Source organism: Faecalibacterium prausnitzii (genome assembly GCF_003324185.1).
In the GTDB taxonomy this organism is placed as follows: domain Bacteria; phylum Bacillota; class Clostridia; order Oscillospirales; family Ruminococcaceae; genus Faecalibacterium; species Faecalibacterium prausnitzii.
Genome location: NZ_PXUP01000019.1, coordinates 22,201 through 48,852 on the forward strand (window position 1 = coordinate 22,201; position 26,652 = coordinate 48,852).

18 protein-coding genes and 1 pseudogene are annotated in these 26,652 nt (G+C 54.4%); 7 read left to right on the forward strand and 12 right to left on the reverse strand.

What is annotated here, in order from left to right; all coding sequences use genetic code 11:
* Nucleotides 1-2: 2 nt before the first annotated feature.
* Genes C7J97_RS12070 through C7J97_RS12095 form a run of 6 tightly spaced genes read left to right on the forward strand, consistent with a single transcriptional unit; the run spans nt 3 to nt 9,195 of the window.
* Nucleotides 3-6,200 (forward strand): immunity protein Imm33 domain-containing protein, encoded by a 6,198-nt coding sequence (locus C7J97_RS12070; protein ID WP_113998226.1) that lies wholly within the window; start codon nt 3-5, stop codon nt 6,198-6,200.
* A 15-nt stretch (nt 6,201-6,215) separates the two neighbouring features.
* Nucleotides 6,216-7,079: a CbrC family protein gene (locus tag C7J97_RS12075; RefSeq protein WP_015565834.1), complete on the forward strand. Its 864-nt coding sequence runs from the start codon at nt 6,216-6,218 to the stop codon at nt 7,077-7,079.
* A 9-nt stretch (nt 7,080-7,088) separates the two neighbouring features.
* Entirely contained in the window at nt 7,089-7,640 is a 552-nt protein-coding gene (locus C7J97_RS12080) for a DUF4304 domain-containing protein (protein ID WP_113993106.1), read from the forward strand.
* 26 nt (nt 7,641-7,666) lie between these two features.
* Nucleotides 7,667-8,203: an SF0329 family protein gene (locus C7J97_RS12085; RefSeq protein ID WP_006059612.1), complete on the forward strand. Its 537-nt coding sequence runs from the start codon at nt 7,667-7,669 to the stop codon at nt 8,201-8,203.
* 11 nt (nt 8,204-8,214) lie between these two features.
* On the forward strand, nt 8,215-8,574 hold the full coding sequence (locus tag C7J97_RS12090) for a hypothetical protein (RefSeq protein ID WP_015565835.1): 360 nt from the start codon (nt 8,215-8,217) through the stop codon (nt 8,572-8,574).
* 15 nt (nt 8,575-8,589) lie between these two features.
* Entirely contained in the window at nt 8,590-9,195 is a 606-nt protein-coding gene (locus C7J97_RS12095) for a DUF3885 domain-containing protein (RefSeq protein WP_015565836.1), read from the forward strand.
* Between the two features lie 325 nt (nt 9,196-9,520).
* Here the strand turns inward: C7J97_RS12095 and C7J97_RS12100 are convergent, their stop codons facing one another.
* Nucleotides 9,521-10,906, reverse strand: a complete 1,386-nt coding sequence (locus C7J97_RS12100) for a relaxase/mobilization nuclease domain-containing protein (RefSeq protein ID WP_113993105.1) — start codon at nt 10,904-10,906, stop codon at nt 9,521-9,523.
* A gap of 27 nt (nt 10,907-10,933) precedes the next feature.
* On the opposite strand from C7J97_RS12100, the gene C7J97_RS12105 reads away from it, so the two are divergent.
* Nucleotides 10,934-11,344 carry a hypothetical protein gene (locus tag C7J97_RS12105; protein ID WP_242983512.1) on the forward strand — a complete coding sequence of 137 codons (411 nt, stop codon included), beginning with the start codon at nt 10,934-10,936 and terminating at the stop codon, nt 11,342-11,344.
* A 52-nt stretch (nt 11,345-11,396) separates the two neighbouring features.
* Here the strand turns inward: C7J97_RS12105 and C7J97_RS12110 are convergent, their stop codons facing one another.
* From C7J97_RS12110 to C7J97_RS12170, 11 genes and pseudogenes are all read right to left on the reverse strand, one after another.
* Nucleotides 11,397-11,729 (reverse strand): plasmid mobilization protein, encoded by a 333-nt coding sequence (locus tag C7J97_RS12110; RefSeq protein ID WP_097791173.1) that lies wholly within the window; start codon nt 11,727-11,729, stop codon nt 11,397-11,399.
* Entirely contained in the window at nt 11,726-19,300 is a 7,575-nt protein-coding gene (locus C7J97_RS12115; RefSeq protein WP_455709121.1) for a DEAD/DEAH box helicase family protein, read from the reverse strand. Before C7J97_RS12115 ends, C7J97_RS12110 begins: the two co-directional genes overlap by 4 nt.
* A gap of 81 nt (nt 19,301-19,381) precedes the next feature.
* Complete coding sequence (locus tag C7J97_RS12130; RefSeq protein ID WP_113993103.1) at nt 19,382-19,771, reverse strand: hypothetical protein; 390 nt, start codon at nt 19,769-19,771, stop codon at nt 19,382-19,384.
* A 150-nt stretch (nt 19,772-19,921) separates the two neighbouring features.
* The gene (locus tag C7J97_RS12135) at nt 19,922-20,125 is read right to left on the reverse strand and encodes a transposon-transfer assisting family protein (RefSeq protein WP_113993112.1); all 204 of its coding nucleotides are present in this window, start codon (nt 20,123-20,125) and stop codon (nt 19,922-19,924) included.
* Nucleotides 20,115-20,630 carry a YodL domain-containing protein gene (locus C7J97_RS12140; RefSeq protein ID WP_113993102.1) on the reverse strand — a complete coding sequence of 172 codons (516 nt, stop codon included), beginning with the start codon at nt 20,628-20,630 and terminating at the stop codon, nt 20,115-20,117. Before C7J97_RS12140 ends, C7J97_RS12135 begins: the two co-directional genes overlap by 11 nt.
* An 8-nt stretch (nt 20,631-20,638) precedes the next feature.
* Entirely contained in the window at nt 20,639-21,526 is an 888-nt protein-coding gene (locus tag C7J97_RS12145; protein WP_113993101.1) for an LPD16 domain-containing protein, read from the reverse strand.
* Nucleotides 21,526-23,559 carry a DNA topoisomerase gene (locus tag C7J97_RS12150; RefSeq protein ID WP_242983513.1) on the reverse strand — a complete coding sequence of 678 codons (2,034 nt, stop codon included), beginning with the start codon at nt 23,557-23,559 and terminating at the stop codon, nt 21,526-21,528. Before C7J97_RS12150 ends, C7J97_RS12145 begins: the two co-directional genes overlap by 1 nt.
* Before the next feature lie 100 nt (nt 23,560-23,659).
* Complete coding sequence (locus tag C7J97_RS12155; protein WP_170126669.1) at nt 23,660-24,385, reverse strand: DUF4366 domain-containing protein; 726 nt, start codon at nt 24,383-24,385, stop codon at nt 23,660-23,662.
* Nucleotides 24,375-24,641: a DUF4315 family protein gene (locus C7J97_RS12160; RefSeq protein WP_113993099.1), complete on the reverse strand. Its 267-nt coding sequence runs from the start codon at nt 24,639-24,641 to the stop codon at nt 24,375-24,377. The genes C7J97_RS12155 and C7J97_RS12160 overlap by 11 nt, the downstream gene beginning before the upstream one ends.
* A 14-nt stretch (nt 24,642-24,655) precedes the next feature.
* The gene (locus tag C7J97_RS12165) at nt 24,656-26,389 is read right to left on the reverse strand and encodes a C40 family peptidase (protein WP_113993098.1); all 1,734 of its coding nucleotides are present in this window, start codon (nt 26,387-26,389) and stop codon (nt 24,656-24,658) included.
* Nucleotides 26,386-26,652: pseudogene (locus C7J97_RS12170) on the reverse strand (VirB4-like conjugal transfer ATPase, CD1110 family); the annotation flags it as partial. The gene C7J97_RS12165 and the pseudogene C7J97_RS12170, both read right to left, overlap by 4 nt.

Here is a 26,652-nt window from a genome sequence, read left to right on the forward strand (position 1 = left end):
AAATGTATATCAAAAAATACTGGGGTAACTTTATCGGAGGCTCGGACGACAGCCTGAACCTTGTGGCCTTTTTGGTAGATCAGAAGAAGGAGGAGATCCCCCTCAGCGAGATCTTCGCCAAGATCGGGCTGGACAAGCAGAACTGGGACTTCCGCCAGACCGTGGAGTATCTGGAGTTTACACACTCCGATGGCGTGGAGATGGACTTCCACTTCGCCATTGATGTGGTCACTGATCTGGCCGCCATCCTGCTGGAGTGCAGCGTCAGTGGCAGTGTGAACCTTCAGGATCTGGACGAGTACAACACCCCTGCCCGCCGCATCCGCATCACCGTCACGCCAGAGGAGCATGACGCCATGAACAAGGCACTGGCGGATTTTGCCCAGAATCCGCTGGAATATGACCTCAGTGAGATGATGGACAACGAGGAGATCCAGGAGATGGCTCGGGATGTGGAGGCGCTGCGGAAGGAACTGTACGAGGCCGCTGGCCGCAACCGGGACTACCATGTGAAAGCGGAGGATGTGAAATCTCTGCTCCCTGACTGGGAGGGCGCCGATGGCTGCATCGCCACCAACCGCATCACAGTAGAGGGCCGCAAGATTGGCTACTGCTACCGGGAGGAGCCGGACGGCGGCTGGGACAGCGGCTGGCGCTTTACCGCCGGTGATGAGAGCGACGAGTACATGGACGACCCTAACAACGCCGGGATCTACAAGCTGAACACGATCTGCAATGACGATCCCGACATCATCCCTTTGCTGAACACCCCCGCTCCCTGCGCCTTTGAGCGGGATGAAAATGGCGTGTTCCAGAAGATCAAAGACTGGAAGCCGGATGAGGACGAGGAGGACCCTGATATGGACATTTTGAAGCAGTGCCAGAAGTGGCATGAGGAGAGCAAACAATATAAAATTATTGATGCGCTGGAGGCCATCCCCGCCGAGGAGCGTACCCCTGAGATGGACAGCGAGTTGGCCCGCGCCTATAACAATCTGGCAGACCCACATAAGCCAACTTGCAAAGAAATGCTCAAAAAGGCCCTCGCTCTGCTAAAGCCCCATGAGGAATACTTCGAGGACGACTATTACTGGAACTTCCGCATGGGTTACTCTTACTTTTATCTGGATCAGGAGGGCCGGGCTCTGCGATATTTTGAAAAGGCATTGGAAGTCCGCCCTGGTGACGATGACACCAAAGAGTTTATCGAACGGTGCAAGCAGGGTATTTCTCTGCCGCAGTTCTGGGAGTGCTTCCGGGAGCGGACAGAGAACTGGTGGGAAACCTTTGCCGAGATGGAAGCAGAATTGCGCCAGATGATGGATGAGGACAAAGATTACACCCGCGGCGCAGAACTCGTGGCCCCAATGGAAGGGGCTTTGAACCAGGCGTTTGACGAAATCTCCTTCGAGATGGGCTTCAACGGCAAAAAGCATGAGCTGATCCTCACCCCGGAGGGCGACAAGGTCAAGCTGTTTGAGCTGGTCTACTTCCAGAAGCACGCCCCCAAGGAGGTGCTGGAGCACTGGAACATCCTGGTGGGCCGTCAGCCCCTCCAGAACATCGGCCTGCGCACCGAGGACGGCTGGGATATCTCCGGGGAGGATGTGCAGATCTGGCTGGAGGAGCAGGGTGAAAACAGCTTCGCCATCTCCGCTTACTGCGAAAAGCTGCTGCCTATGCTCCGGGAGGAAGAAGGCCGGGCCTGGTGGATGCTCACCACCCTCACCGATCAGGTGCTGGGTGAGATCCCCCACATGAGATACATAGACAGCTTTGATGTGCTGGAGGAACCCAAGGCAGAGCCGTCCTTCCTCCTGTCCCAGCTGCCCGACAAACTGCGGGAGCAGGGCCTGGAGCTCTCCACCGACCCGGAAGCCTATCTGGAGAGCTACCTTGGTTACAAAATGGAACCCAAACAGGACCCGGACGCCGATTGGCGGCTGGATGTAATGGCCGGTTCCACCTGCTGTGTGCCGCTCATCAACGGCTATCTGAATGCCGACAATGATTTTATGGACGATCTCCATGCCGACGGCGCGGTGGCGGGCTTCTTCTGCTATCCCCTGGATACCCTGCGGGAGGAGGAAGGCAGTCAGAAAATTTTCGACTTCCGGGACAAACTGGAGGAAGTGCTCACCGGCGGGGATGGTTCGGAAGTGCTCACTCTCACCGGCGGGGCAACCGGCCTCTACTGCGGCTATGTGGACTTCATCGCCTGGGACATCCGAGAGGCGCTGAACATGGCGAAAGAGTTCTTTGAAGGCACGGACATCCCCTGGGCCATCTTCCACACCTTCCGCCGTGAAGCAGGTTCTGTACCCCTAAAGCAACAAGATGATGGGCCAGAAACTAAGAATCAGGATGACGAGTTGGACGAAACGCTGACGGGCATGGACTATATTCCTTATACCCAACAGAACGCCGAAGCATTCTTCGCTCAGCTGGAGCAGTGGAACGCCGAAGACGAGTACACCCGCTGTATCCAGGCACTGAATGCCATCCCGGAGAACTGGAGGAACTACCGCACCGCCTACGCCCTGGCCCGTGCACTGGAGAACTACGCCATCATCGGGGACCATGACGAAGGTACTTTGAAATCCAAGGGAGACAAAGCCCTTCTGAGGGCCATTGAGGTGCTGGAGTCCGTCCGGGAGGAAGGCCAGGACAAGGCGGAGTGGAATATGCGGATGGCCTATGGCTATCAGTATCTCTACGGCCAGGAGGAAAAGGCCATTCCCTACGCCCAGCGGTGGGCAGAGTTGGACCCGGAGGATGAAAATGCTCCGGCGGTGATTCGGGAGTGTAAGGCGGAGATCCGGAAACACCAGCGCAGCCGGAAGAAGAAGGCCAAATTCGTGCCCGGTGATACCCCATTTGAGGGCTTCGACCTCACCAACTTCTGGGATGATAATTGGTATGCACTGAAAGAATATGTCAGTGAGCCGCCTTCCGATGAGCTGATTGCCAGCGTGGAGGAGGAACTGGGCTACAAGCTGCCCGCCGCCTACATCTGGCTGATGAAGCAGCACAACGGCGGCATTCCGGTGAACACCTGCTATCCCTGCGATGAACCTACCTGCTGGGCAGATGACCATGTGGCCATCACCGGCATTTTCGGCATCGGGCGGGAAAAGAGCTGCTCCCTCTGCGGAGAGCTGGGAAGCCAGTTTATGATCGATGAGTGGGAGTATCCTGCCATCGGAGTGGCCATCTGCGACTGTCCCAGCGCCGGACACGATATGATCTTCCTGGACTACCGGGTTTGTGGCCCCCAGGGAGAGCCTGCGGTAGTCCATGTGGATCAGGAAAACGACTACAAGATTACCCATCTGACAGACAGCTTTGAGGAATTTGTCCGCGGACTGGAGCATGAATCCCTCTATGATCCGGATGAAGATGTAGAGGATCTTGAGGATGACGCCGACGAGGAGAAAACTGACCGTAAGGGCTCCTTTGCCGGGTCTGTGCTCCTCTCCAAAGCGGAATGGGACAAGGAGCAGTTGATCCGGAATCTACGGGAAGAATGGGGCATCGTAGATGAGGAGCCGGATGAGGGCGACGAAGATGTTGAGAACAGCGATGACGCTGTGGTAATGCGGGTCGGCAATATGATGCTGATCGTGACACTCTTCCACGGTCACATCCCGGACAATGAAGCAGAGATCAACGCCGAAAACAACTATATGTGGCCAGAGGCCGTAGAAGTGGCCAAAGCGCACAAGGCCCATATCATGGTGGCTGTGTTGGGCGAGGAGGAAAAACTGCTGGAACGAGGTAAGCTGTTCACCAAGGCGATGGCAGTGTGCTGCAAGCAGAAATACGCCACCGGTGTCTACACCAGCGGCGTGGTATTTGAGCCTCGTTTCTATGAGGGCCTTGCCGATATGCTCAAAAAGGACGAACTGCCCATCTTCAACTGGGTTTGGTTCGGCCTGTACCGGAGCGAGGGGGGCCTAAACGGCTACACCTACGGCATGGATGTGTTTGGCAAGGAGGAAATGGAGGTGTTGAACACCGACGCTGAGCCGGAGGAACTGCGGGACTTTTTGGCCAGCCTTGCCTCCTATGTGCTGGCGTGTGATGTGACGCTGCAAGACGGCGAGACCATCGGTTTTTCTGCGGACGATAAGCACACCATCACCCGCAGCCCCGGCATCTCTCTGCCAGAAGAACAGATGACCCTGAAGATCGGTTACGAGCCTATAAAGGGAGATCCGGAGGATGACAGCTGCGACCACTCAGACAATGATGACACGCAGGATGAGGAAGAATTCAGTAATCCCGAAGTCTACACCGAGGAGGAGATGGAAGCCGTCGAGGAGCACATTGAGCAGTATTTCGGCAAGTTCGAGAATGTGTTCCATGAGCTGGTTTCTCCCGACATCCATGTGGACATCTGTGTGGTGCCGCCCTCTGAGGAGCGGGACTACTGCACCCTGGTCACCATGGGCATGGGCGCTCACCGGATGAATGTGCCGGAGGAACTGGCGGAATATAAGCTGGAGCGGGCGGAGCTGGCCATTGCCCTGCCTGCGGACTGGAAGCTGGATCAGGAGTCCATGAAAGACGAAAAGTGGTACTGGCCCATCCGCCTGCTGAAATCCTTGGCCCGCCTTCCCATTGCCAGCGATACCTGGCTGGGCTTTGGACATACCATGGATAACAAGGAGAACTTTGCGGAAAATACGAAGCTGTGTGCCGCCATTCTCACCGGCCCCCAAAGTACAGAGGAGGGCGGCGAGGTCTGCACCCTGCCGGGCGGCGAGGAGGTCAACTTCTATCAGGTCATTCCGCTTTATGAGGACGAGTTGGACTATAAACTGGAACATGATGTAGACGCTCTGCTGAACAAGATGAGGGGGATCAGTTTTGTTGTAAACCCCACTCGTCAGAATGCGATCACCCGTGGCACCCTTTCCAATGATAATTTTGACGGTGAGATGGACGACGCTTCCTATCACCTTGAGAGCATTGAGGAGAAGGAACTGCCTATTGACCCCATCAATGCTTATAACCACATGGCCATCTACTTGCGCTGGTGCATGGAGCACGACCTGATGGGCGAGGACTTCCTGAAAGAATACAGCGAAGTGGCCAAACAGGTCAAAGCCGACCCTGCCAGCGTGGATCTGCGGGAGTTTATCCGGGATGAGCTGGACGGCTGTCTGTTCTCTGTGCTGTTCAATCAGCAAGGCCGTGCCTTTGCAGGCTATTACTACGGAGAGGGCGACAGTCCCTACTATCCTGCCGACATTGATGGCTATGCCCTGAAATATTTTGGTCCGTCCCGATACCACTCCAATGAATTTCAACAGGAGGCATACTTATTCATCCCATTTGATGAGAAATACTATCAGACCATGGCTCAAGTGATTGAGGAACGCTTTGAAAACTGGCAGGGACAGGACTTCGACGAGGACACGCTGGAGCCTTCCGAAGTGGCTCATGCCATCATGGAGTATCTGGACTGCGAGTGTACCTATTTCCCATCCATGGCAGATGATGACCCCATCATGTCGGCATACAGCTACGCCCAGCGGCTGGGGGTACGGGAGGGCTTTGTTCCCGTACTTATCCAGGCGGATGATGAAACGCTGTTGGAATGTCTGGTAATGAACGCCGACCCGGAGCATGATGCGGACTGCTATGAATTTGACCTCAAAACGGTAGAGGAGTACCGGAAGAAGATGCTCTCCGCTCCTGTTAAGGACGGAAAGGCGATTTTGGAGGAATTGACCGGCCAGCGCAAGGAAGAAGCCGAGGACGATGATCTGGACTGGGAGGAGGAAGTCCTGGGCGAGATGGAGGGCGGAGAACCCAACGACCGCTTCGCAAACTATTGGAACGATGATACCGGAATGACATATCCGCTCATTCTGGCTAAAATTCCGGTAAAGAACCCCTGGGAGATCTTCGCCTACCTGCCCTTTGGAAATTGGAATGAGTGTCCCGACACACCGGACCTGATGGCAGTGGCGAAATATTGGTTCGAGCAACATGGTGCCATCCCTGCCGCCATGAGCCACGATGAATTGGAGTTTGAACTTCCAACTCCGATCTCCAAGGAAAGAGCTATGGAGGTGGCTGTGGAGCAATATGGTTTCTGCCCAGATCTGGATCAGAATGAGGATGGAAGCATTGGCTCCTTGGCAGATGTCCTGTGGCTGTCCACCGTCTGGTATTTCTGGTGGGATTGATGGGAGATTGTGACCATGAACGAATACCTGAAGCAATATATTGAACTCCAAAAGCAGTTTCGGGAGACAGAAGGAGATCCGGACAGTGTCCGTGCTCTCTATACCTTCAAGGAGAAACTGGAGCTGTCGGAAGACAAGCAGGCCAAGGAAGTGCTGGTGGATGTGTATGATCTGCTGGACTTCAAGAAGGATGCCTACGAACTGCTCTGCCAAATCGGAAATCGTTCCGACAAGAAGACCCTCAAGCGGCTGGGCATCTTGAAGGACTATGCGGAAAACTGGGGCAATCATTATGCCCTCCCCAGGCCCAAAACGCCGGAGGAGAAGCAGAAAGAGAAGGAACGGCAGGCCCAGCTGGGCCTGCCCGCCTTCCGGTATCACCCCAATCCTCTGGAAACTGGGGCTTTTGAGGAATCCGCAGACGGCGTTGTCTGCGACTGCTGTGGCAAGACGACCCATATTTTCTATACAGCCCCCTTTTACGCCGTGGAGGATATTGCATATCTGTGCCCAGAGTGCATCGCCAACGGCGAAGCAGCCCGGAAATATGACGGTAGTTTTCAAGATGATTTCTCTGTGGATGATGGTGTAGACGATCCGGAGAAGCTGGACGAGCCGATCCACCGCACCCCGGGCTACTCCGGCTGGCAGCAGGAATACTGGCGCGCCCACTGCGGCGACTACTGCGCCTACCTGGGCCATGTGGGTGCCAGGGAACTGCGGGCCCTGGGTGTGCTGGAGGAGGTACTGGACGATCCGATGTGGGACGATGAGCAAAAAGAAATGATCCGGGAATCTGTCAATGGCGGGCATCTGCAATGCTATCTGTTCCAGTGCCTCCACTGCGGAAAACACCTGGTCTGGATGGATTTTGATTGAGGTGGCAACATGGAGAAGAAGGATTTTCCCAAGGGAACCAAGCCCCGTGAGATCTTCGTCTATACCTGTGAGCGGATCGCGGAGCCTTTGAACCCGCTGGGCTACAAATACCGCAAGAGCAAAAATGACATCTACAAAAAAGACGGCATCTTTGTGTTCTCCTTTTACTTTTCCCCCTCCATCCGCTTTGGCTCCACCACTTTTACTGCCTTCTTCGATGTGAGTTCCCCGGTGATTGCCCAGTGGCGCAGTGAGCAGGAAGGGACGGAGGAAACCTATGATGGTATCGTGGGTACCTCCATCGCCCGGCTGACCCACCGGTATGATGACTTCCCCCGCTATGAGATATCTACTCTGCTGGAGCGGGAACGCTCTATCCAGGAAATTTCCGGGCAGATCCAGGACTATGCACTACCATTCTTTGCCCGGTTTTCCAATCTGCCCAAGCTGCTGGACGATGTGGAACAGGAGGGGTTCTTCCCCCATCGGAAGGGGTTCGATGTCCCTAAGCGGAATCGGGAGTTCATCGAATGCTTCCGGGAGTATCTCCAAAAGCAGTAGGAATCAGCAGAAAGGAAACAACACCTATGTCAAACAGTAGAGTATCCACTTGGAGTGGAATCCGGAACAAATTGGAGAATGACTACCTGTGCCCGGCACTCCGGGGCCACATCCAGTATTTTGCCACCAGTTACAGCAAAAGCGCCGACCATGAGGGCCGGGCCGCCATTCGTGTGGACGGCGTGGAAGTGCTGCGGAGCAACTACTACACCTATTTTGAAAATGTGTGGACGAAATTTCATCACTTGCGCTCCACCACGCTGAAAGATCACGACTCCGCAAAAGAGGCCATCAATCAGGCTCATGCCTATGCGCTGGAGCAGGGCACCTTTGACCAAAAGGTGTTCTATGAGGCGTTTGGGATCTTTGACAACCAGAGCATCGAGAAAAGCCTTGTCAGCGAGAATCCCCTTGTCCGTATCTTTGCCCTTCTGGATCGCAGGCTTGGCAAGCGCCGCCTGCTGGCTTTGGAGGACTCCATGGAGCAGGAACTGGACTGGGTGCGGGCTTTCTATGTGATCCGGTTGCAGGCCGAAGGGCTGATGGAAGCGAATAACATTTAGGAGGAACCACCATGTCACAGATCGCGTCCTTTTATCTGATAAAAAATAACCAGCGGCAGGAGTTGTCCGACGGTGACTGCTCCGGCGCGGTCTATATGGCCATCTGGGACTGGTGTGAGAGCGAACTGGATCTGGATGTCCGTTTTCCTGCTCCCCAGACGGAAGACACCCTGGACTGCGCTCTGCTGGAGGGAGAGCTGGCGTCTCAACTGCTGGCAGCTCTGCGGGAGCAGGATCTCTCGGAGCTGGCCGCTGAAATTGCCCCGGACTGGGATCTGCCCACCGAGGCGGTGCAAAGCGGGCTTAATACGCTGCGCTCCCATCTGGAACTGGTGCAGGGCGATGCTGCTCTGCTGTATGAAATGACATGAGAACGGAGGGATACCATGCTGGCAAAGCGGTTTGAACACATTTTACATGATCTGGGCATGGCTGGGCTGGAACACCCTCTGTTCTACCATGCACCGGTGGGCATTCGTTTTAAGATCGGCGGGGAGGAACCAATCTATCTGGATAGGCGTGCGGCGAAGCTGAAAACCAACCCCGCTTATGTTCAGGGGGCGCTGGACCGAGCCGCCGCGATCTATCGGGCACTTCCGGCGGTGCCGGACCTTCTGCGGATCGACGGGTATCCCGATGAAGAACCCGCCGAGTCCCTGCTGACCGTTATCCGGCAGCGAGTGGGCCTCCCAGTTCCCGATGAACAACTTTCGGCCACAGAGCAGGATGAAGATGGGGATACCCATGCACAAGTGCAGTTTTACTGGGATCTCAGCAAGATCAGCTTTCAACCAGAGCTGCTTCTTCGGGAAATCATTCTGGGGGACATCGGCGGCTGGAACGGCTTTGTGTCCAGCGTCTATCTGGCTGGGCCGGGGCCGTTCCTCTACCATTTGTACGATGACCGTGGGCTGGATGTGCTGGGCGGCTCACAGAAGCTGCTATCACGCTTTTCAAAGAACGAGCCGGAGTTGCGCGCAGCGCGCAGATAATCCCGGCAGTTAAACAAAATCTAATCAAGGTTGAGAGCTTTTTCTTCAGCCTTCGTCTTTGCCATGGCGTTTTTCTCCAATCTGAAAATTACAAATTGCGGACAAAAAGGACGCATTGTTGTGGCAAGCAGGGCGAGCTGGTACCAACTCGCGATTTTTGAATCAGATTTTTCAAATCCAAATTCAAAATGCTTGTTGGGCTGTGCCCAATCCCCTATCGTTCCGCATCGTGCGATGCAGGCTGCGCGTTTGTTCCAAACACTTTTATAACAAAAAAGATAGCCTAGGGCTCTTCCATGAGGGAAGGGTCCTAGGCTATCTTCGTTTATCGGGACTTCGTTTTTTCGGTGCTGCTCTTTTCCTCTGCAAAGAACAGTTCTACGTTTCTCTTTGCACGAAGAAGCTCCTGCATTTCTTCTTTCGCTTTACGATAGTCCGGGTAGAGTGCTTTCTTTTCCGTCAGCAGCTTGGAATATTCCGTATCCAGTTCTTTCACCTTGGGGAGCTTTTTCAGGTTAGCTTCATCGAATGCCGCTTTCGCTGCCTTGTGCAGTGTGATCTCTGCACGATGACCTTCCAGAAAGTGCTTGCTGTATCCGGTCTTTCGGTAGGCATCATAGACTGGTCGCGTCTTGGCGTAGTTGATGATGTGTGCTTTCAGCACCGCAATTTCTGCCAGTCGATTTTCAGAATCTTTAATGGAATCGCCCAGTTCGTGATAGTGAGCAGTAGCAGCATCCACACGCTCCTGCATCTCCTCAATGCTGCCGATTTTATTTTCCTGCAAAAAAATCAGGGTCTTGGACATCTCTTTCAAATTGTAGCGTTTAGCCCACCGTGCATAGCCTTCGCTTTTGCCCTCGGAGAGTTTTGCCTGAATGTCCACCAACAGGTGGAACGGCTGCTCTTTCGGTGGCTGCTTCTGATACGGGCGGTGTTCGGATTCTCCGGCAATGACCGCCTTGATTTCATCTTCACTGTATCCCGCGCCCAGTGTCCGAAAACGGATAAAGCGTTTCTGCCGTGTTCCTTTGACCGAAGTGTACTTTCCCCGTTTGATTTCGTAGCCCTGCTGTTCCAGCTTCTGAAGAAAGCCCTCGAAATTTGCGGGCCTCTCGTTCAGCAGGATGTTGTCGATTACGGCACACAGCTTATCACGATTACTTTCTCTGGGTGGATAAAGGGTGCGCTTCTGCCGCTCTCGGTACGGCTTGATTTCAATAACAGACAGCTGATGTTCCAGACAAATCAAATCGCTCAACCGCTGCACGGCCAGCCCGGATAATAAAAAATCCCGAAATTTTCGGGTGCTGTCCAGCGCAGTGGAGTTGTAGATAATGTGATTGTGGATGTGTTCCCGGTCTGTGTGGGTGGCAACGATAAAAGCGTATTTGCCCTTGGTAAACCGCATGGCAAGTTCATAGCCCACCTTGTTGGCTTCCTCGGCGGTAATCTCACCGGGCTTGAAAGACTGTCGAATTTGATAGGCGATCACATCATTTTTTTGTATGCGCCCAGTGACAAATTCATACTGCCGCTTGGAAAGCATAAATTCTTCGTCTGCGGTCAAGGGGCTGCACTCATAGCTGCTGACCAGTTCTCCCTTGTTCGTTTTGTCAGGATTCTTCGCGTAGTCCGTGCGGCTTTTCAGGCAGGCCGCAACCGACTTGCCCCTGTTTTTGTGCAGCGCAATCAAACGTGTTGCGGCCATCGAACGCCCCCTTTTCTTAAAAATAAATTGGAATTGACTTCAAAATCTGATACACTGGTAAAAATATCTGTGAAAGGAATCTGTCCCATGAAAAAGCACGGACATTATTGTAAAGTCTGCGACGAGTACAAAGCAAATGAAAAGTTTTCGGGCAAAGGTCATACAGCGCACATCTGTAAAAAGTGCGCTGCTCTGCCGCCAGATGTACGCTCTGCGCAGATGATCGAAAACAAGCTGCTTTCTTTGCCATGGAGACTTTCCAAAGAACAAATAAAATGGCTGAACAACAAAGCCCATGACAAGCGGCCTGAGATTCGGAAGCTTGCGCAGGAGCAGCTTGATATGCGCTTCCACCCGGAACGGCTTGCGTCGGATGATGCCGATGAATTTGAAGATTTACTGCTCAATAAGGATGACGAGGACGAAGATGAGTGGTAATCCTTATGCTAATAAAATTTATGTAACCCGCAGTGTTTGACTGCGGGCAGTGTTACAGCTCGGTCAGCTTTGCAAGAATTTGCTTGCTGACGCTGATCAGTTCATCCAACCGGGCGCGCAAATCCTCCAGATCGGCAGTATAAATCTGACCGTTTTCATTGGCTACTTTGGCGTACTGGTTCAGATTGTTGCTACACATCTGCAAAAGATACGCCATCCGGCGCAGCTGCGGCAGATCCAGATGCAGACAATACCCGTCCAGTGCCATCTTGCGCAGATAGGAGCCAATGCTCAGGATGCCGCTGGCTTCCATTTTGTTCCGAATCCGCTCCAATTCCGGCTTGCTGACCCGGAAATGGAGTTGCTGGTCGCGGCGGTCGCTCACCGGGCATCACCATCCTTGTCGTAATAACTGCGGAAGGGCTTCACCGGCTCCGTCTTGTCCGACTTTTCTTCCAGTGCCGCCAGCACCGAGGGACGGCGAGGTGCATCCTCCTGTTCTTCCTCATCCTGTTCCGGCTCGTGGCTCTTTTCGTCCACATCCAACTGAGCGTTCAATTCTGCAAGTCGTGCGGACTTCTCTGCCAGTTCTTCCTCCTGCGGGAAGGGCTTTTCCACCTCAATCTGTGCCGCTGCCTGCTGCTGATGCAGGGTATCCAGCTCGTTTTCTGCGGCGGTGATACGCTCCGGGAAGTTGTTCAGGGAGTTATCCAGACGGATGATGTTGCCCAGTGGGTCGGTGCCCAAGGGCACCGGGTATCTCCGCTGCCCCTTCAGAATCGCCTGATATTCGCTGCGGAAGGTATCGAACCGCAGAGACAACTCAAAGCCCCGGTAGCTGCCGATCACTTTTTCTTCGGCGTTGGGCAGTTCGGAGCAGGCAAGCACCAGACGCTCACCGGCGGTCTTTTTCTCATCGTAGGCAACACCTTTGATGGTCATGCCGCAAAACTCCTCCTTGCCCTGCGGATAGGCGTCGGCAAGCTGTGCATCCCCTTTCAGCCCGGCAATATAGGCGTTCGTTTCCTGAATGTCAGCCGGGAATTTTGTGAGCAGCTTGTCTTGCAAGCGGAATTTCTGGCTCTGGTGGTCGGCTTTCAACACCTTCAGCTTTGCCACCTGCACGTCCAAATCCATTTTTTCTTTAATCAATGGATTTCCAGCACACAATGCCTTGATCTCCGCATAGGAAAGTGCCTGTTCGTCCACATCCTCGCAGGAGCGAACAGGAGATTTGGAAGTCATGATTTGGCTGATAAACCGCTGTTTATTCTCAAGGGTCTGAAACAAGTACGAGTCAAATGTCCCTTCCGTGACGTAATTGAACACCTTGACTTCCTTATTCATATTGCCCTGACGGATGATGCGACCATTGCGCTGGGTCATGTCGCTGGGCTTCCAGCCAACATCCAGATGATGCACCGCCACAAGCCGGGACTGGACGTTGGTGCCCGCTCCCATTTTCGCCGTGCTTCCGAGCAAAACTCGCACATCGCCGGAGCGCACTTTGGAGAACAATGCCGCTTTTTTTGCTTCGGTATCTGCGTTGTGGATAAACTCGATCTCGTTTTCCGGCACACCGGCAGCAACCAGCTTTTTGCGAATGTCATCGTAGACGTTGAAATTGCCATCGTTCTTTGGTGTTGAGAGGTCACAGAACAAAAGTTGGGTCAGCTTCTGGTCTTTGCCTTCCTCCCAGATCTTCAGCACGTTCTGAACGCATACGTTCAGCTTGCTGTTGGGGTCGTCCGGCAGCATGGGGTTCATCAGGCGCACATCCAAGCCGATCTTTCTGCCGTCGTTGGTGACACAGAGCATATTGTCCACTGAGGCATCCACGGTACCGGAGTGGATTTCTGCGGCACGTTTGCTCAGTTCCTGCACCATTTCCTTTTGGATGTCGGACGGTTTCGCCACCACGGTTTCAAACTTCGCTTCGGGCACAGGCAGATGGAGCTGGTCGGATGTTTTAATGTCCGCAACCTCCTTGAACATGGACATCAGTTCCGGGAGGTTGAAGAACTTGGCAAATCTCGTTCTCGCCCGATAGCCTGTACCTTCCGGCGCAAGCTCGATTGCAGTGGTGGTCTCTCCAAAAGTGGATGCCCAGCAGTCGAAGTGGGTCAGCTTTTTCTGCTGCAAGGTGCTGTACTGCAAATACCGCATGACCGTGTACAACTCGGTCATGGAATTGCTCACGGGCGTGCCCGTGGCGAACACCACGCCCCGCCCGCCGGTGATCTCATCCAGATAGCGACACTTGCCGAACATATCGCTGGATTTCTGCGCTTCGCTGGTGGATAATCCTGCGACATTCCGCATTTTTGTGGTCAAAAAGAGGTTCTTGTAAAAATGGCTCTCGTCCACAAAAAGCCTGTCAACGCCCAGTTGTTCAAAGGTAATTACATCGTCTTTACGCTCATCGGAGCGCAGTTTTTCCAGCTTGGTTTCCAGCGTTTTCCGGGTCTTTTCCATCTGCTTGATGGAGAAATTCTCACCTGCATGGGCTTTCAGTTCGTTGATGGCGGCAAGCGTTTCATCAATTTGCTCCTGAATGATGCGCTCCTGCCGTTCAAAGGACAGCGGGATGCGCTCAAATTGCGAATGGCCGATGATGACGGCATCGTAGTCGCCGGTGGCGATGCGGGCGCAGAATTTTTTGCGGTTGGCAGTTTCAAAGTCCTTGCGCCGTGCCACCAAGAGTTTGGCGTTAGGATAGAGATTCAGAAACTCCGATGCCCATTGCTCCGTCAAATGGTTGGGCACTACAAAAAGACTTTTCTGGCACAGCCCCAGCCGTTTTGCTTCCATAGCGGATGCCGCCATTTCGTAGGTTTTGCCTGCGCCAACTTCGTGTGCAAGCAACGTATTACCGCCATAAAGCACATGAGCAATGGCGTTGCGCTGGTGTTCCCGGAGAGTGATCTCCGGGTTCATGCCGACGAAATGGATGTGGGAGCCATCGTATTCACGGGGGCGGGTGGAGTTAAACAGCTCGTTGTACTGCTTCACCAGCGCAATGCGCCGCTGGGGGTCCTGCCAGACCCAGTTCGCAAAAGCGTCCTTGATGACCTGCTGTTTCTGCTGCGCCAGCATGGTCTCCCGCTTGTTCAGCACACGCTTGGGTTTGCCATCAGCATCCTCGATGGTGTCGTAGATGCGGACATCTTTCAGGTTCAGGGTTTCTTCCAGAATCTTGTAGGCATTGGCACGGGATGTGCCGTAGGTCTCGGAGGAGATAATATCGCCCCGCCCGGTGGCAGTTTTACCCTCCACACGCCACTCTGCGGTATACGGAGAATATCTCACCTTGACTGCATGACGCAGATAGTAGGGGATCTGGAAAGTCTCGGTCATAAATTTTTGAATGATTTCAGGCGCAAGCCATGTGGCACCCAGCCGCACATCAATTTCAGATGCTTCCAGTTCTCTGGGCTGTGCCTTAATCAGCGCATCCACATTGACCGCAAATTCCGGGTTGGTTTCGGCGGCGAACTGCGCCATTCGCAGCTTTGCCCGTACATCGCCGGACAGGTACTCGTCTGCCATCTGCCACCCCGCTTCCGGATCGGCAGGGTCGGCACTGGGGTCTTTGAAGATCACACCGGACAGTTCGGTGGTAATGCGCCCGTACTCACCGGGAGTGCCCAGCAGCTCTGCCATATAGGGCAAATCCACCTTGCCGCGTTCCCCGATGGACACTGCCAGCGCTTCACTGGGGGTATCCACGCTGGTGACGGTGCGCTCCGGGCGGATGGTGCGCTTGGTGAACATCGCCGCCTTGGATTTGAGCTGCCCCTGCTCGTCCAGATTTTCCAGCGAACACAGCAGATAGTAGGAGGAATCCTGCTCAAACAGCCGCCCGTTTTTGCGGTCGTTCAGCAGACCGTATTTTGCGGTAAAAGCATCGTAGGCGGTGTTCAAACGCTCCTGTGTTGCCTTGATGTCCTCGTCCGGGTAATCGTTCAACTGCTGTTCGATCAGCTCGTTGACGATCTGCCGCAGTTCCACCATGCCGGTGACGCGCCCCTTGGCGGTGTCAGACAGCTCCACCTGCGTCATCACGGAATTTTCCCGGTAGAACACTTCGCCGTCCACCACCGTGTAGGAGAAGTTTTTCACGTCCGGGTCAGCCGGGAGAATGTGCTTCTCGTTTTCGACATCCGCAATATCTGGTGTTTCTACCTCAACTTCGGTGTATTGCCCCTCAATATGCTGTACCGCTTCTGCAAGCTGGTCGGCAAGGCTGGTGCCCTCGATAGGTGCAACGGTCAATTCCTCTCGTCCGTACTGGGTGCTTTCGGTGGTCAGCTCGCCCAGAACCATTTCCGGGTGATCTACAAAATACTGGTTGATGGCAAAGCCATCCTCGGTCTTGCCAAGCTGCACCCAGTCCGGCTCAATATCCGCAGGGCGGTCACGCTTCTGCAAAAAGATAATGTCGCTGACAACATCCGTGCCAGCATTAGCCTTGAACGCATTGTTGGGCAATCGAATAGCCCCCAGCAAATCGGCGCGTTCTGCCATGTGTTTGCGGGCAGTGCTGTCCTTGCTGTCCATGGTGTAGCGGCTGGTGACGAACGCCACTACGCCGCCCGGACGCACTTGGTCGATGGCTTTCGCAAAAAAATAATTGTGAATCGAAAATCCCAGCTTGTTGTACGCTTTATCGTTGACCTTGTACTGACCGAAAGGCACGTTGCCCACCGCTAAATCGTAGAAATCACGGCGGTCGGTGGTTTCAAATCCGGCAACGGTAATGTCAGCCTGCGGGTACAGTTTTTTCGCAATGCGCCCGGTGATGCTGTCCAGTTCTACACCATACAGGCGGCTGCTCTGCATAGAATCTGGTAACATACCAAAAAAGTTGCCCACGCCCATAGACGGTTCCAAGATGTTTCCCGACTGGAAGCCCATCTTCTCGACCGCATCATAAATAGAGCGAATCACCACCGGAGAGGTGTAGTGAGCATTCAGAGTGCTGGAACGGGCGGCGGCATACTCGTCCTCGGAGAGCAGTCCTTTCAACTCTGCATATTCCTTTGCCCAACTATCTTTGCCGGGGTCAAAGGCATCTGCCAAACCGCCCCAGCCTACATACTGGGAAAGAACCCGCTGTTCCTCAGCGGTGGCACCACGGTGCTCCTCCTCCAGCTTGAACAGGGTACGGATGGCTTCGATGTTCCGGGCGAATTTCTGTTTGGGGCCTCCGACACCCAAATCATCATCCGTGATGTGGAAGTTCCCGGCAGGTTCTGGCGCAGGTTCAGCATTCAGGGCTTCATCCAAGGTTGCGGCATCCGGGAAGGTCTGCACCTTTCTGTCCATCACGGCAGAAATGGGTAGCGCATCCAGTTCTTCGTCAGTCAGTTCCGGCGTGACCTGCCGCAGACCGTCCTCGAATTGTTGCTTATTGATAACTTCGTTATCCCACGACTGCCCCTGTGCGCTGGTGTCGATGCGCACATCCGTTTCGCCTACATAGCCGATTTTGCCTTCGATAGTTCGGGTAGGAAGGTCAACGATAACATTGTCACCGACCTTGTAATCGGGTAGGGGGTGTTCCATCACATCCTGTTCCTGCTCGTACAACTCCCGGACAAGAGCCAGCGGCTCCTCCCGGAAAATCGGCATCCGCATTTCTGCCAGTGCCACATCCTGCAGGGTAACGCTGTCCTTATCAAAGTTTACCGTATCCACTCGGAAGGTACGCCCTTCCATGTGGATGGTAGCACCCAGCGGCAGATAATCCTCCCGGCGCAGGTACTTGGTCTGGTGATGAGTGCCGTCCTCGTTCAGCCCGGCAAGATAGACGTTCTCGCCGCACTGCCACAGCTGCTTGGCACGGTATGCCCACTGGTCGCGGGGAAAGCCGGTGACCGGGACGGTGCCCAGTGGCGTTTCCTTTTCCAGAAGCTTTCCGCCCAGAAGTTCACTGACTTTTTGCGCGTCATCTGCGTAAAACTCAAACTGTCCGTTCTGCTCAAAGCCCACCAGCGCATCCGGGTGCTGCTCCTTCAGGGCGTTGTACTCGGTAGCGGCATCCAGCGGCAACAGTGCCGGGCGTTCCTCCGCCTTACTGTGGTAGTGCTCCAGTTCCTCGTCCGTGACGCTGACCAGTTCCGAAAAATCCAGCGCCTCCAGCTCGGTTTCGGCCAGGTCCTCCAGACTTTCATACTGCCGCTCGTCTATCAGCACCTCGCCCAGATACCGCTCCACACGGTATCCCACCAGATCGACGTTGACCTGAATGGGGATCTCCTCATCCGTGGCGTTGGTGTAGGCAACGCCGATCTTGGACAAATTGGAGAAGTCCGGCTCAGAGTCGTATTCCTCCTGACAAAACTCCCGAATCAGGTTTTTGGCACGAGCAAGCTCAACATCCGGCTCTGCGTTGACAGGCGCAGGGGGCGTGTAATGCTCTTTCTCTTTGTCCGTCAGGTAACGGTCGGACTGGATCATCAGGTCGATATACTGTTCCACCTGTGCCCATTTTAAGGTGATTTTCTGGTGGTCGGGATAATGGTCGAATTCCAGTCCCTTCCAGTCGTGGTTGACAAACCCTCTGCTGCCATCCAGATAATCGTGGGAGTGCCCACCGATACCGTACTCCTTTGCCAGAGCCTTGGCACGGAGGCTGCGGTCAGGCTGGGTCTGGTACAGTGCCATAATGCGCTGTTTACCGCCCATAAATCCTGAACCGTGCTTGCGCAGTTCGTTCTCAATTTCCGCTTGAGATAACGAAAAAGCGGAGGGCGTTTTTTCGCTCTCCGCTTGGTCGATTTTTTCAATTTGCTGGACTTCGGTGGGGATGTGGGCATCAAAGAAACTTAACTGTAAATCAATTCCATCAGCACCAGTTCCTCTGCCTGTGCCCGCAGGCTGTTCATGTGCTGCACCCATGCCATCTGATTCTGCTCCTTGTCCGGGGCGGGGGTCTGTTTCAAGAGCTGTGCTATGGTCTGCTGCATCCGGTCCTCTGCTGTTTGCTCCACCTCCATCAGGTGCGGGTACAGGCTCCCGTTCAGGAGCATCGTGTTGTACAGCACTGGGCGATGGTCTTTCAGGTACGTCCGGCGCAGCCTGCCGTACTTGCCCAGCGGCTTCCGGGGCTGGTTCAGAATCAGGTTCGGGAGCTGGTAGTCCCCGACGGTCGAGTAAGTCACGTTCCTGCTGTTCGTATTCATATTGGCTCCTTTCTGCATTGCGGCGGCGAATGGTTGTTTTAACGGTGCGCTCAATTTGGCGTAAGACCTCCCGGCTCATGTCGCTGACGGCTGCGCCGAGGGCAAAGACGGCATCCGGGGTGGAGAAGTTGTAGATCGCCTGAAAATCGTCCTTGTCGAACCACCCGGCAGGCTCAAATCCACAGCGTTCCAGCAGCGTGTAGGTGACGCTGATTGCAGCAGCGCTTTTGAACTGCATCTCCACCCCGGCATCATCATAATCCATCAGCAGCGAACCGTCAACGATGGCGCGGATGTCCCCGCCGTTGTTGTCCCAGTAATCTGCCACCAGTTTCCCTGCAACGTCCGCAAGCTGCTGGCTGACACGCTCTCCGCTGATGCCATAGGTGGCGGCGAGCATTTCCGAAACCGGCTGCACCAAATCAGGGCCGAGCTGCCACACCTCCGGGTCACGAGAATTGCGGCGCACCCCGGTGTCCGACACATCGAAAACGTAGTGCAGACGAGGGAATCCGCTGGATTCGTCCAGCAGGGCGATGCCCTTGGCTCCCCGGCGCACATAGCGGTTCATCCGGTTGTTCCAGATGTCAAAGTCGGCGCAGGCGGTGGCATCCGGTCGCTGGGCGTAGATCATAAGCTGGTCTGCAAAGGGGTACTTATACAGCCGGGATGCGGTGGTCAGGTATGCTGTCCAGCTTTCCCAGTACCGGGTCATCCCGTTCGCTGTGCGCTGGGCAAGGGCGAGATATTCTTCAGTTTTGCTTGGCATAGCGTTCCTCCCTTCAAGTTCATGGTAAACAAAAAAGCGAGCGGCCTTTTCAGGTCACTCGCTTATGGAATCTATGGTATTTTATTCGTGTTTTGCAGCAAACTTTTCTGCCATCTCCAGCAGACGGTCAAAGGTCTGCTTTTCTTCCGGCTCCTCGATCAGCTTGGCAAGGAGCGCACGGAACACATCGGTGCTGTCCTGCCCCAATGCAACTGCAACTTTTTCAATGCAGTCGTGCAGCTTCTTGACATCATCGGAAGGCTTGGATTTTGCAAGCAGGTCGGACAGGTAGCTGATGAAGGGATAGGTAGAATCATCGTTGATGATCTCGTTGGTCTCCTCGATGATCTTCTGGTTATCTTCGGGGGTCATATCGCCTTTTTCTTCCCATACATCACGGGAAGAAGTGCGGCCTTTCAGAAAAGTGGCAAAGAGCAGGCGGTCGATGGGTGATCTTTTAGTGGTATCCATTGGCTATCCTCCGCTTTCAATTTTTCTGTGCATTAAAACTGGCTTTAGTATAGCATGAATGGAAGTATTCTATCAAGCCCAGTTTCTTGCGGTTTGCGAAAATTTTTCGTAACAAAAGAGCCTATGTACGCCGCCCGCAGGCGGCAAAGGTCAGTCCGGGGGGAATTTCAGTTCGGCAAACTCTGCATCGGTCAGCAGTTTCAGCTTTTCGATAACTCCCTCCGACAGTTCCCGCAGGGCAGTCTCATCGGGCATCAGGTAGCACTGCATGAGCCGCAGTTCATGGATAAGCCCCAGCCGGGTGCCGGAGTTGTAGAGCATCATCAGCATGAGCTCTTCGTGGTTAAAGTTCATGGGCATCCCTCGCTTTCCGGCAGACGGTTGGATTGCACTCCGGGGCATCGCACTTTTCCTTGAAATTCATCAGTACCGAATGGCGTTCCGGCTGCTTGTCCAGAAACCTCTGTAAATCTTTGAAGCCGATGCTGTCCACATAATGCACAGACACCTCGCCATTGTGTTTGAGTGCGATCACATCGCTGACCGACAGGCTGTGCCCCTCAAAATCCTGCGGACGGGAGAGGTTGAACATCTGAAATAGTTCTTCCAAAATCTCGTTGTTCGGCACATCCTGCCACATGGCGGGCAAATCAGCATAGTAGGTGACCTCATAATGCTCCGGGTCTGGCGTTTTGCCACGACGATGCAGTTCCCGCATGGAAGCAAATCTTTCATCGAGGTTTTTTTCGTCATGCCGCAGCTGCATCACCATATAAACATCGCACCCTGCGTTCAGAAACTTCTGCGGGATGTCCGTCATGGGTTCACCGTCAAAATTCTGGTTCCATTTTTGCTGCATCGTCCACCTCACAGTTCTGGCGCAGAACGTGCAGACGATTTTGGCGTAGACGTATCACTTGCCAGTTCTGCCAGCTTTTCCAGTGTGGAAGGGCGATGGTCTGCACTCAGCTCCTCGGCTTCCGCAACTTTGTCCATGACGGCATCGTAGTCCTGCAGTAGCCGCCGCCCCTTTTCCATGTGGTGCGCTTCCAGAATCTGCTCACGGGCTTCCTGAATGGTCAGTTCCGGGGCATCCAGCTGCCCACCGTCCATTACGGAATAATCACTGTGGTAAATAGTGTAGTCCCAGCCGTCCTCACAGGACTGGATAGCAAGATAGCCCTTGCCGCCCAGTTCCCATGTAGCCTGCTCGTCCTGTGTCTGAATTTCGGGGTAGAAGTCTGCATGGTTTCGTTCCATGACCTCGGCAAACTGGCAGATGTGGAACACATTGCCCAAACCGCCCATGTCAAAGTGGTAATCATCCAGATGTTCCAGCCGTGCCGTAAAGCTGCGCCCATCCGGGTAATCCACCTGTACAACTCCGCCATCGGGAATGCGGTAGAGGTCGTCATAGTGGCTGTTGATGAGACGAATATCCTTCGGTAGCGTTTCAGGCTCCCAGATGCGCCGTCTGCCGATACCAGCTTGCGGGATGTTTTCGAGGATCTTTACGCTTTCCTGTTGGATGGCCTTGCGGTCATCGTCCGAAAGTTCAAACAGATACCAGTTCCGGGCAGCAGGAATGGCGTTCCTGCCATCGGGCGGCAGGTTCTTTTCCGAGATCTGCCCGCTTTCCAGCGGCTCACCAGTTACCTTGTTATAAGTGGAAAAGCCGACCCCTGCACCGTTTTCTCGGAGATGCAGATAGCGTTCATCGTTGATAAGGTAGACCGCTTCTTTTATCTGCTCCATCAGCACCCTCCTTCAAATTCCAGAGAAAACTTGCTGCGGCCATCGGCTTCACAGGACAGCAGCACGGTGGCGTTGTAGGTCTTGCCCTTGGCGCTCTTGCAGTCCTTCAGACGGACCCGACCATCCCGCAGCAGCTTGTCCGCCACATGAGCGTCCAGACGCTTGCCCAGACGCTTGAAGAACGCATTATCCTTCCACAGCACGAAACGGCACTCCCGGTTCTCGCAGAACCAGCCCTTTTCACGCTCTACGACAGGCTTCCCACAGTTCGGACAGACACCAATGATTCTGTTTTTCATAAGCGCATTCGCTCCTTTCCTAGCCTCGGTGGTCGTTACCAGCGAGGAGATCATCTCTTTGATTTCAGTCATAAAAATTTCCGGCTCCATTTCGCTGCGCTCAATGCGCAGCAGCTTCGTTTCCCAATCGGCGGTCATTTCCGGGGATTGGATTTCTTCGGGCATCACCGTAATCAGGGCTTTGCCCTTGTCGGTAGGCAGCAGCACCTTGGTTTTCTTGTTGCCCTTGCGTTCCAGAAAACCCTTCTGCACAAGCTTTTCAATGGTGGCAGCACGGGTAGCTGGGGTGCCGATGCCCTGACGCTCCACGCCCTCCGGCATACTGTCTGCACTGGCGGTTTCCATCGAGTGTAACAGTAAATCTTCCGTAAAATGCTTTGGAGCTGAGGTCTGACCCTCTTTCAGTTCGGCCCCGATAATGCCGCACTCACTCTGCTCCTGCACATCCGGCAGAACAGCAGGTTCTTTTTTCTTGCCCAGCAAATCGCCCAGCATTTTCCGCTCGATAGCTTTCCATCCGTCGGACAGCACCACCTTGCCTTTTGCGGAAAACTCCTCTTCAGCGCAGATGGTGGTGAGCGTAGTTTCTGCATAGCAGTGCGGTTCGCCTACGGCACAGAGCAGCCGTGCAGCAATCAACCGTAGAACATTCCGCTCCCCGGCAGGGAGGGCGGCAAGATCTGCGTTTGCCATGCTTTTCGTAGGCAGCAGCGCATGGTGGTCGGTGACCTTGCTGCCGTTGATGACCTGCTGCACATGGATGGGAAACGACTCTTCCACAGTAAACGCCCTGCCCGTATCTGTCACCAGCCCCGGAAGGGATGCCGCCATATCCTCCGTCAAAAATCGGCTGTCTGTGCGGGGGTAGGTGATGAGTCGTTTTTCGTAAAGACTTTGGGCATAATCCAAGGTCTGCTGTGCCGTAAATCCCAGCAGACGGTTGGCATCCCGCTGCAATGCGGTAAGGTCATAGAGTTGCGGCGGGCTTTCGGATTTCTCCTTGCGTTCCATCTTCTGCACCGTAACGCGCCCCTCCTTTCGGCACTTGGAAAGCAGCAGTTCAGCATCCGCTTTCTGTGCAAACCGCTTGCTGGATGCGGTGCCGCCGTCTGCAAGGGTCAGGGCAACCGTGCAGAATTTCTCTGGCACAAAGGCAGCAATGGCGGCTTCTCGTACCACGGTCATGGCAAGCACCGGGGTCATAACACGCCCTACCGCCAGCGGTTGACCGTACAGGCATGAAAAAAGCCGGGACGCATTGATGCCGACCATCCAGTCGGCACGTTCCCGGCAGAGTGCTGCATTGTACAGCGCATCGTATTCAGTTGACGGTTTGAGGTGGACAAAGCCCTCTCGGATAGCGTTTTCCTCCATGCTGGACAGCCACAGGCGTGAAAAGGGCTTTTTGCAGCCAGTCTGCTGGTACACCAAGCGGAAGATCAGTTCTCCCTCGCGCCCTGAGTCGCAGCTGTTCACGATGCTATCCACATCCGGGCGGTGCATCAGCTTTTGCAAAATGCCAAACTGCTTTTTGGTGGACGCAGACACCAGATACTGCCACTTTTGCGGCAGGATGGGCAAATCTGCAATGCTCCACTTAACGTACTTGGCATCGTAGACATTGGGCGGTGCCAGCTCCACTAAATGACCAATACACCAGCTCACCAGATAGCCATTGCCTTCAAGGTAGCCGTCTTTGCGGCTGGTAGCGCCAAGGACTTTTGCATAGGACATAGCGACGGATGGCTTTTCTGCTACAACTAGAATTGAAATAAGCGTTCCCTCCAATCTGTTTTCATTTGGATATGTACGGCGGCAAAACGCCGCCTTAAAATCAGATGGGTTCGGTATCCTCCTCGCCGGCCTCTTCCGGCTCATCCTCCACAGGAATCTCAAAATCGCCCTTGTCCTCGGTGTAGTTTGCATCGGGGTCAAGGGCTTCTTCTTCGGCCTGCTTTTTCTGCTTCTGCTTTGTGAAAGCATAGAAGCCGCCGCCTGCCGCCAGCGCAATCAGCACGACCACACCCAGAAAGCCCGATGCGATCTTTGTGACCTTGTTTTCCTTGGGCTGTTCCTCGCCAGATGCCGCCGCTTCTTCTGCGGCTTTCTTGGCTTCTTCCTCGGCTTTCTGTCTGTCCTGTTCTGCCTGCGCCGCTGCTTCCTTTTCAGCGGTATAGGCATCCGCATCTTCTTCCTCCATCAAAGCCAGAAGATCAGCTTCGTCCACAAGGTTCATAAAGTGAACGGTCTGCTGTCCTTTGGCGTTGCGGTCGATGACCAAGTAGAACGTATTGCCCGACTTGCTGACCAGCGTAATAAACTGCTGACCGCTGCCATCGGAATAGTCGGTGTGGTAGTCATCTACCAGCGTCAGATTGCCCTCCGGGGTCAGGGCACCAGAGGTTTCATCTGTGATGGTGACAACATCCTCCTCCACGACTTCCGGCAGAACCGGCTGCTCCACCGGGGCGGCTTCTCCCTCAAAAGCAAAAGCGGGAGCCGCCATGCCAGCGCACAGTGCCGCCGATACCAGCAGCGCACCCAGTTTCTTAATCTTCATCTGCACCGACCTCCTTCTCAAAAGTTGCACCCACGGCAGACAGCGCAGCTGGGGTCGGGGTGGCGGTTGCCGACTGCCGCAGCAAGGCAGCAAGCTGTTCCGGCGTGACCTTTGCAGTTCGCACCATCTCGTTGACCTCGGCGGAATCCTCCTCCTGAATGCGCCGCTCCAGAATCTCGATACGATTGTTCAGTTTGATGCGGCGTTCCTTCTCTTTTGCCAACATCGCCCGCAGCTTATCCGATTTTTCGCTCATAGTAATTCCTCCAATCATTTTGAAAGCCGTCCGAACCCGGCGAGATGCTTCTCCCAGTAGGACGAGTGAATGTTTGCGTACTTGATGGGGTCTCCGGCACTGACCATCATGCCGTTTCCGAGGTAGATTCCAACGTGGCTTTTTCCGGGGGTATCATACGTTCCTTCAAAGAAAACAAGGTCTCCGGGCTTTGCTTCGGCTTCGGAGATGTGCTGGCTTTTCTGCCATAATCCGTTGGCGGTGGTACGCCCTACATCGTAGCCGTTCTGGTTATATACCCAGCAGACATAGCCCGAACAGTCAAAGCCTGTTTCCGGGGTAGAGCCGCCCCAGACGTAGGGCGTGCCCACATACTTTTGGGCTTCCTTGTAGATGGCGGCAAATTCCTCATCCGTCAGGGCTTCTGCCGGAACCTGATAGTCGATGCCCGGCGTGCCGGAACCATCCGAGCCACCGGGCGGCAGACCACCGTTGAACAGATAAGGCCGACCGCCCAAGGTGTCCTGAAAGATCTCGTACCGTTTCCATTGGTCGTTGTCCAGTTCCTCCCGGATAACTACTTCCAGCCCTTTGTTCACCAATTTGGTGTGGAAGATTTTGTACTCGTAGGGCACCTGCGTGGGAACCGGGATTCCTGCCGGACTGATGACCCAAACGGTCTTGTACCGTATCTGCACCTCTACCCATGTGGTCAGTTTGTACTGCTTTTTGAAGGTCTCCTTCAATTTGCCCTGTACCTCGCTGCGAGTGTAATCGTCGTAAAGGGTGGTTAAATACGAAGTCAGCTGCCATGGGTCGTGCTCGATGGGATCAAGATGGTACTGGTACTCGTTGTAGCCGGGGTGGTCGGTAGGAGTGCGCTTGATCTTTTTGTCCAGTTCCTTTTCCAGCTTCTTGTAGTCCTGCTCTGCACCCCGGATGTCTCGGTCCTCGGCGGAGTACATGGTCTGCCCGGATACCTGTGTGCCGCCGGAAAAGAGGATGCCGCAGGAGGAAAAGCCAGACATCACCATGAGGATGAGCAAAAGAAAAACGCCCACGATCACCAGAACGTGTGCGTTGCCTTTGGCAGCATTCATCAGCCCCTTTACGGCAGTGCTGACGGCGGTTTTACCTTTTTCTACGGTTTGTTCCACGCCGGACCGGGCAGCAGATGCACCGTTGGATGCCGCTTTGCCGCCTGCGGTCTGCGCCGCCGTGCCCGACCGTGCGGCGGCATAGTAGTTTTTGTGGATTTCTTGCCGCTGTTTCCAGCGGGAAAGCCAGTTGGAGCCGCCTTCACCGGTGCCGAATGCGCCTGCATCTTGTGCCGAAGTCGGCTTCTGTGCAGAAGATTTTGCGGTTTTGGTGCCTTTCTTGCCCTGCATCTTGGCTTTCTTCTTGAGCTTCCGGGCATAGCGGCTTTTGGAAATATCACGGACATTTCCTGCTGCCTTTTCGCCCTCGCTTAAAGCCTGCGTGCCCACATTATCGTCCTCGTACTGGTCAACCTCCCGATGCACCGCAGACCGGGCAGCATGGGCTGCGTACATTTCTCGTTTCTGCGCCTTGCTCAACCGGCTCAGTTCGTCCGGGGTCAGTTCCGCCTTGCCAAACCGCAGATGCTGTGCCTTTTCCGCAGCTTTATCTGCATCGGTTTTCAGCTTTTTCGTTTTGGGCACCGTCTGCTCTACCTTGGTTTTCTTCGGGGGAGAACGGGTCTTTTTTGCGGACGTTTCCTCTTTGATGTTCAGCTTCGGTTCACTCATTTCTGCGCGCCCTCCGAGACTTCACCCAACTTGGTGGTCATAATGCGGTAGAGTTCCAGATCGGTGGGGAAACGGTCCACAAACGGCAGAATGACATTGCCGAAAAACAGCAGCCCTTCGCCCTCGCCGGAGTGGGTCACATAGGAAAGCTGATGGGGCGAAATATTGAGCTGCTTTGCGAGAATTTGCCGGTCTCCCGCCGCCTGATTCAGCATGATGATCATGTCACTGTTCTCGAAAATATTCTCGACTTCACGGGAAGA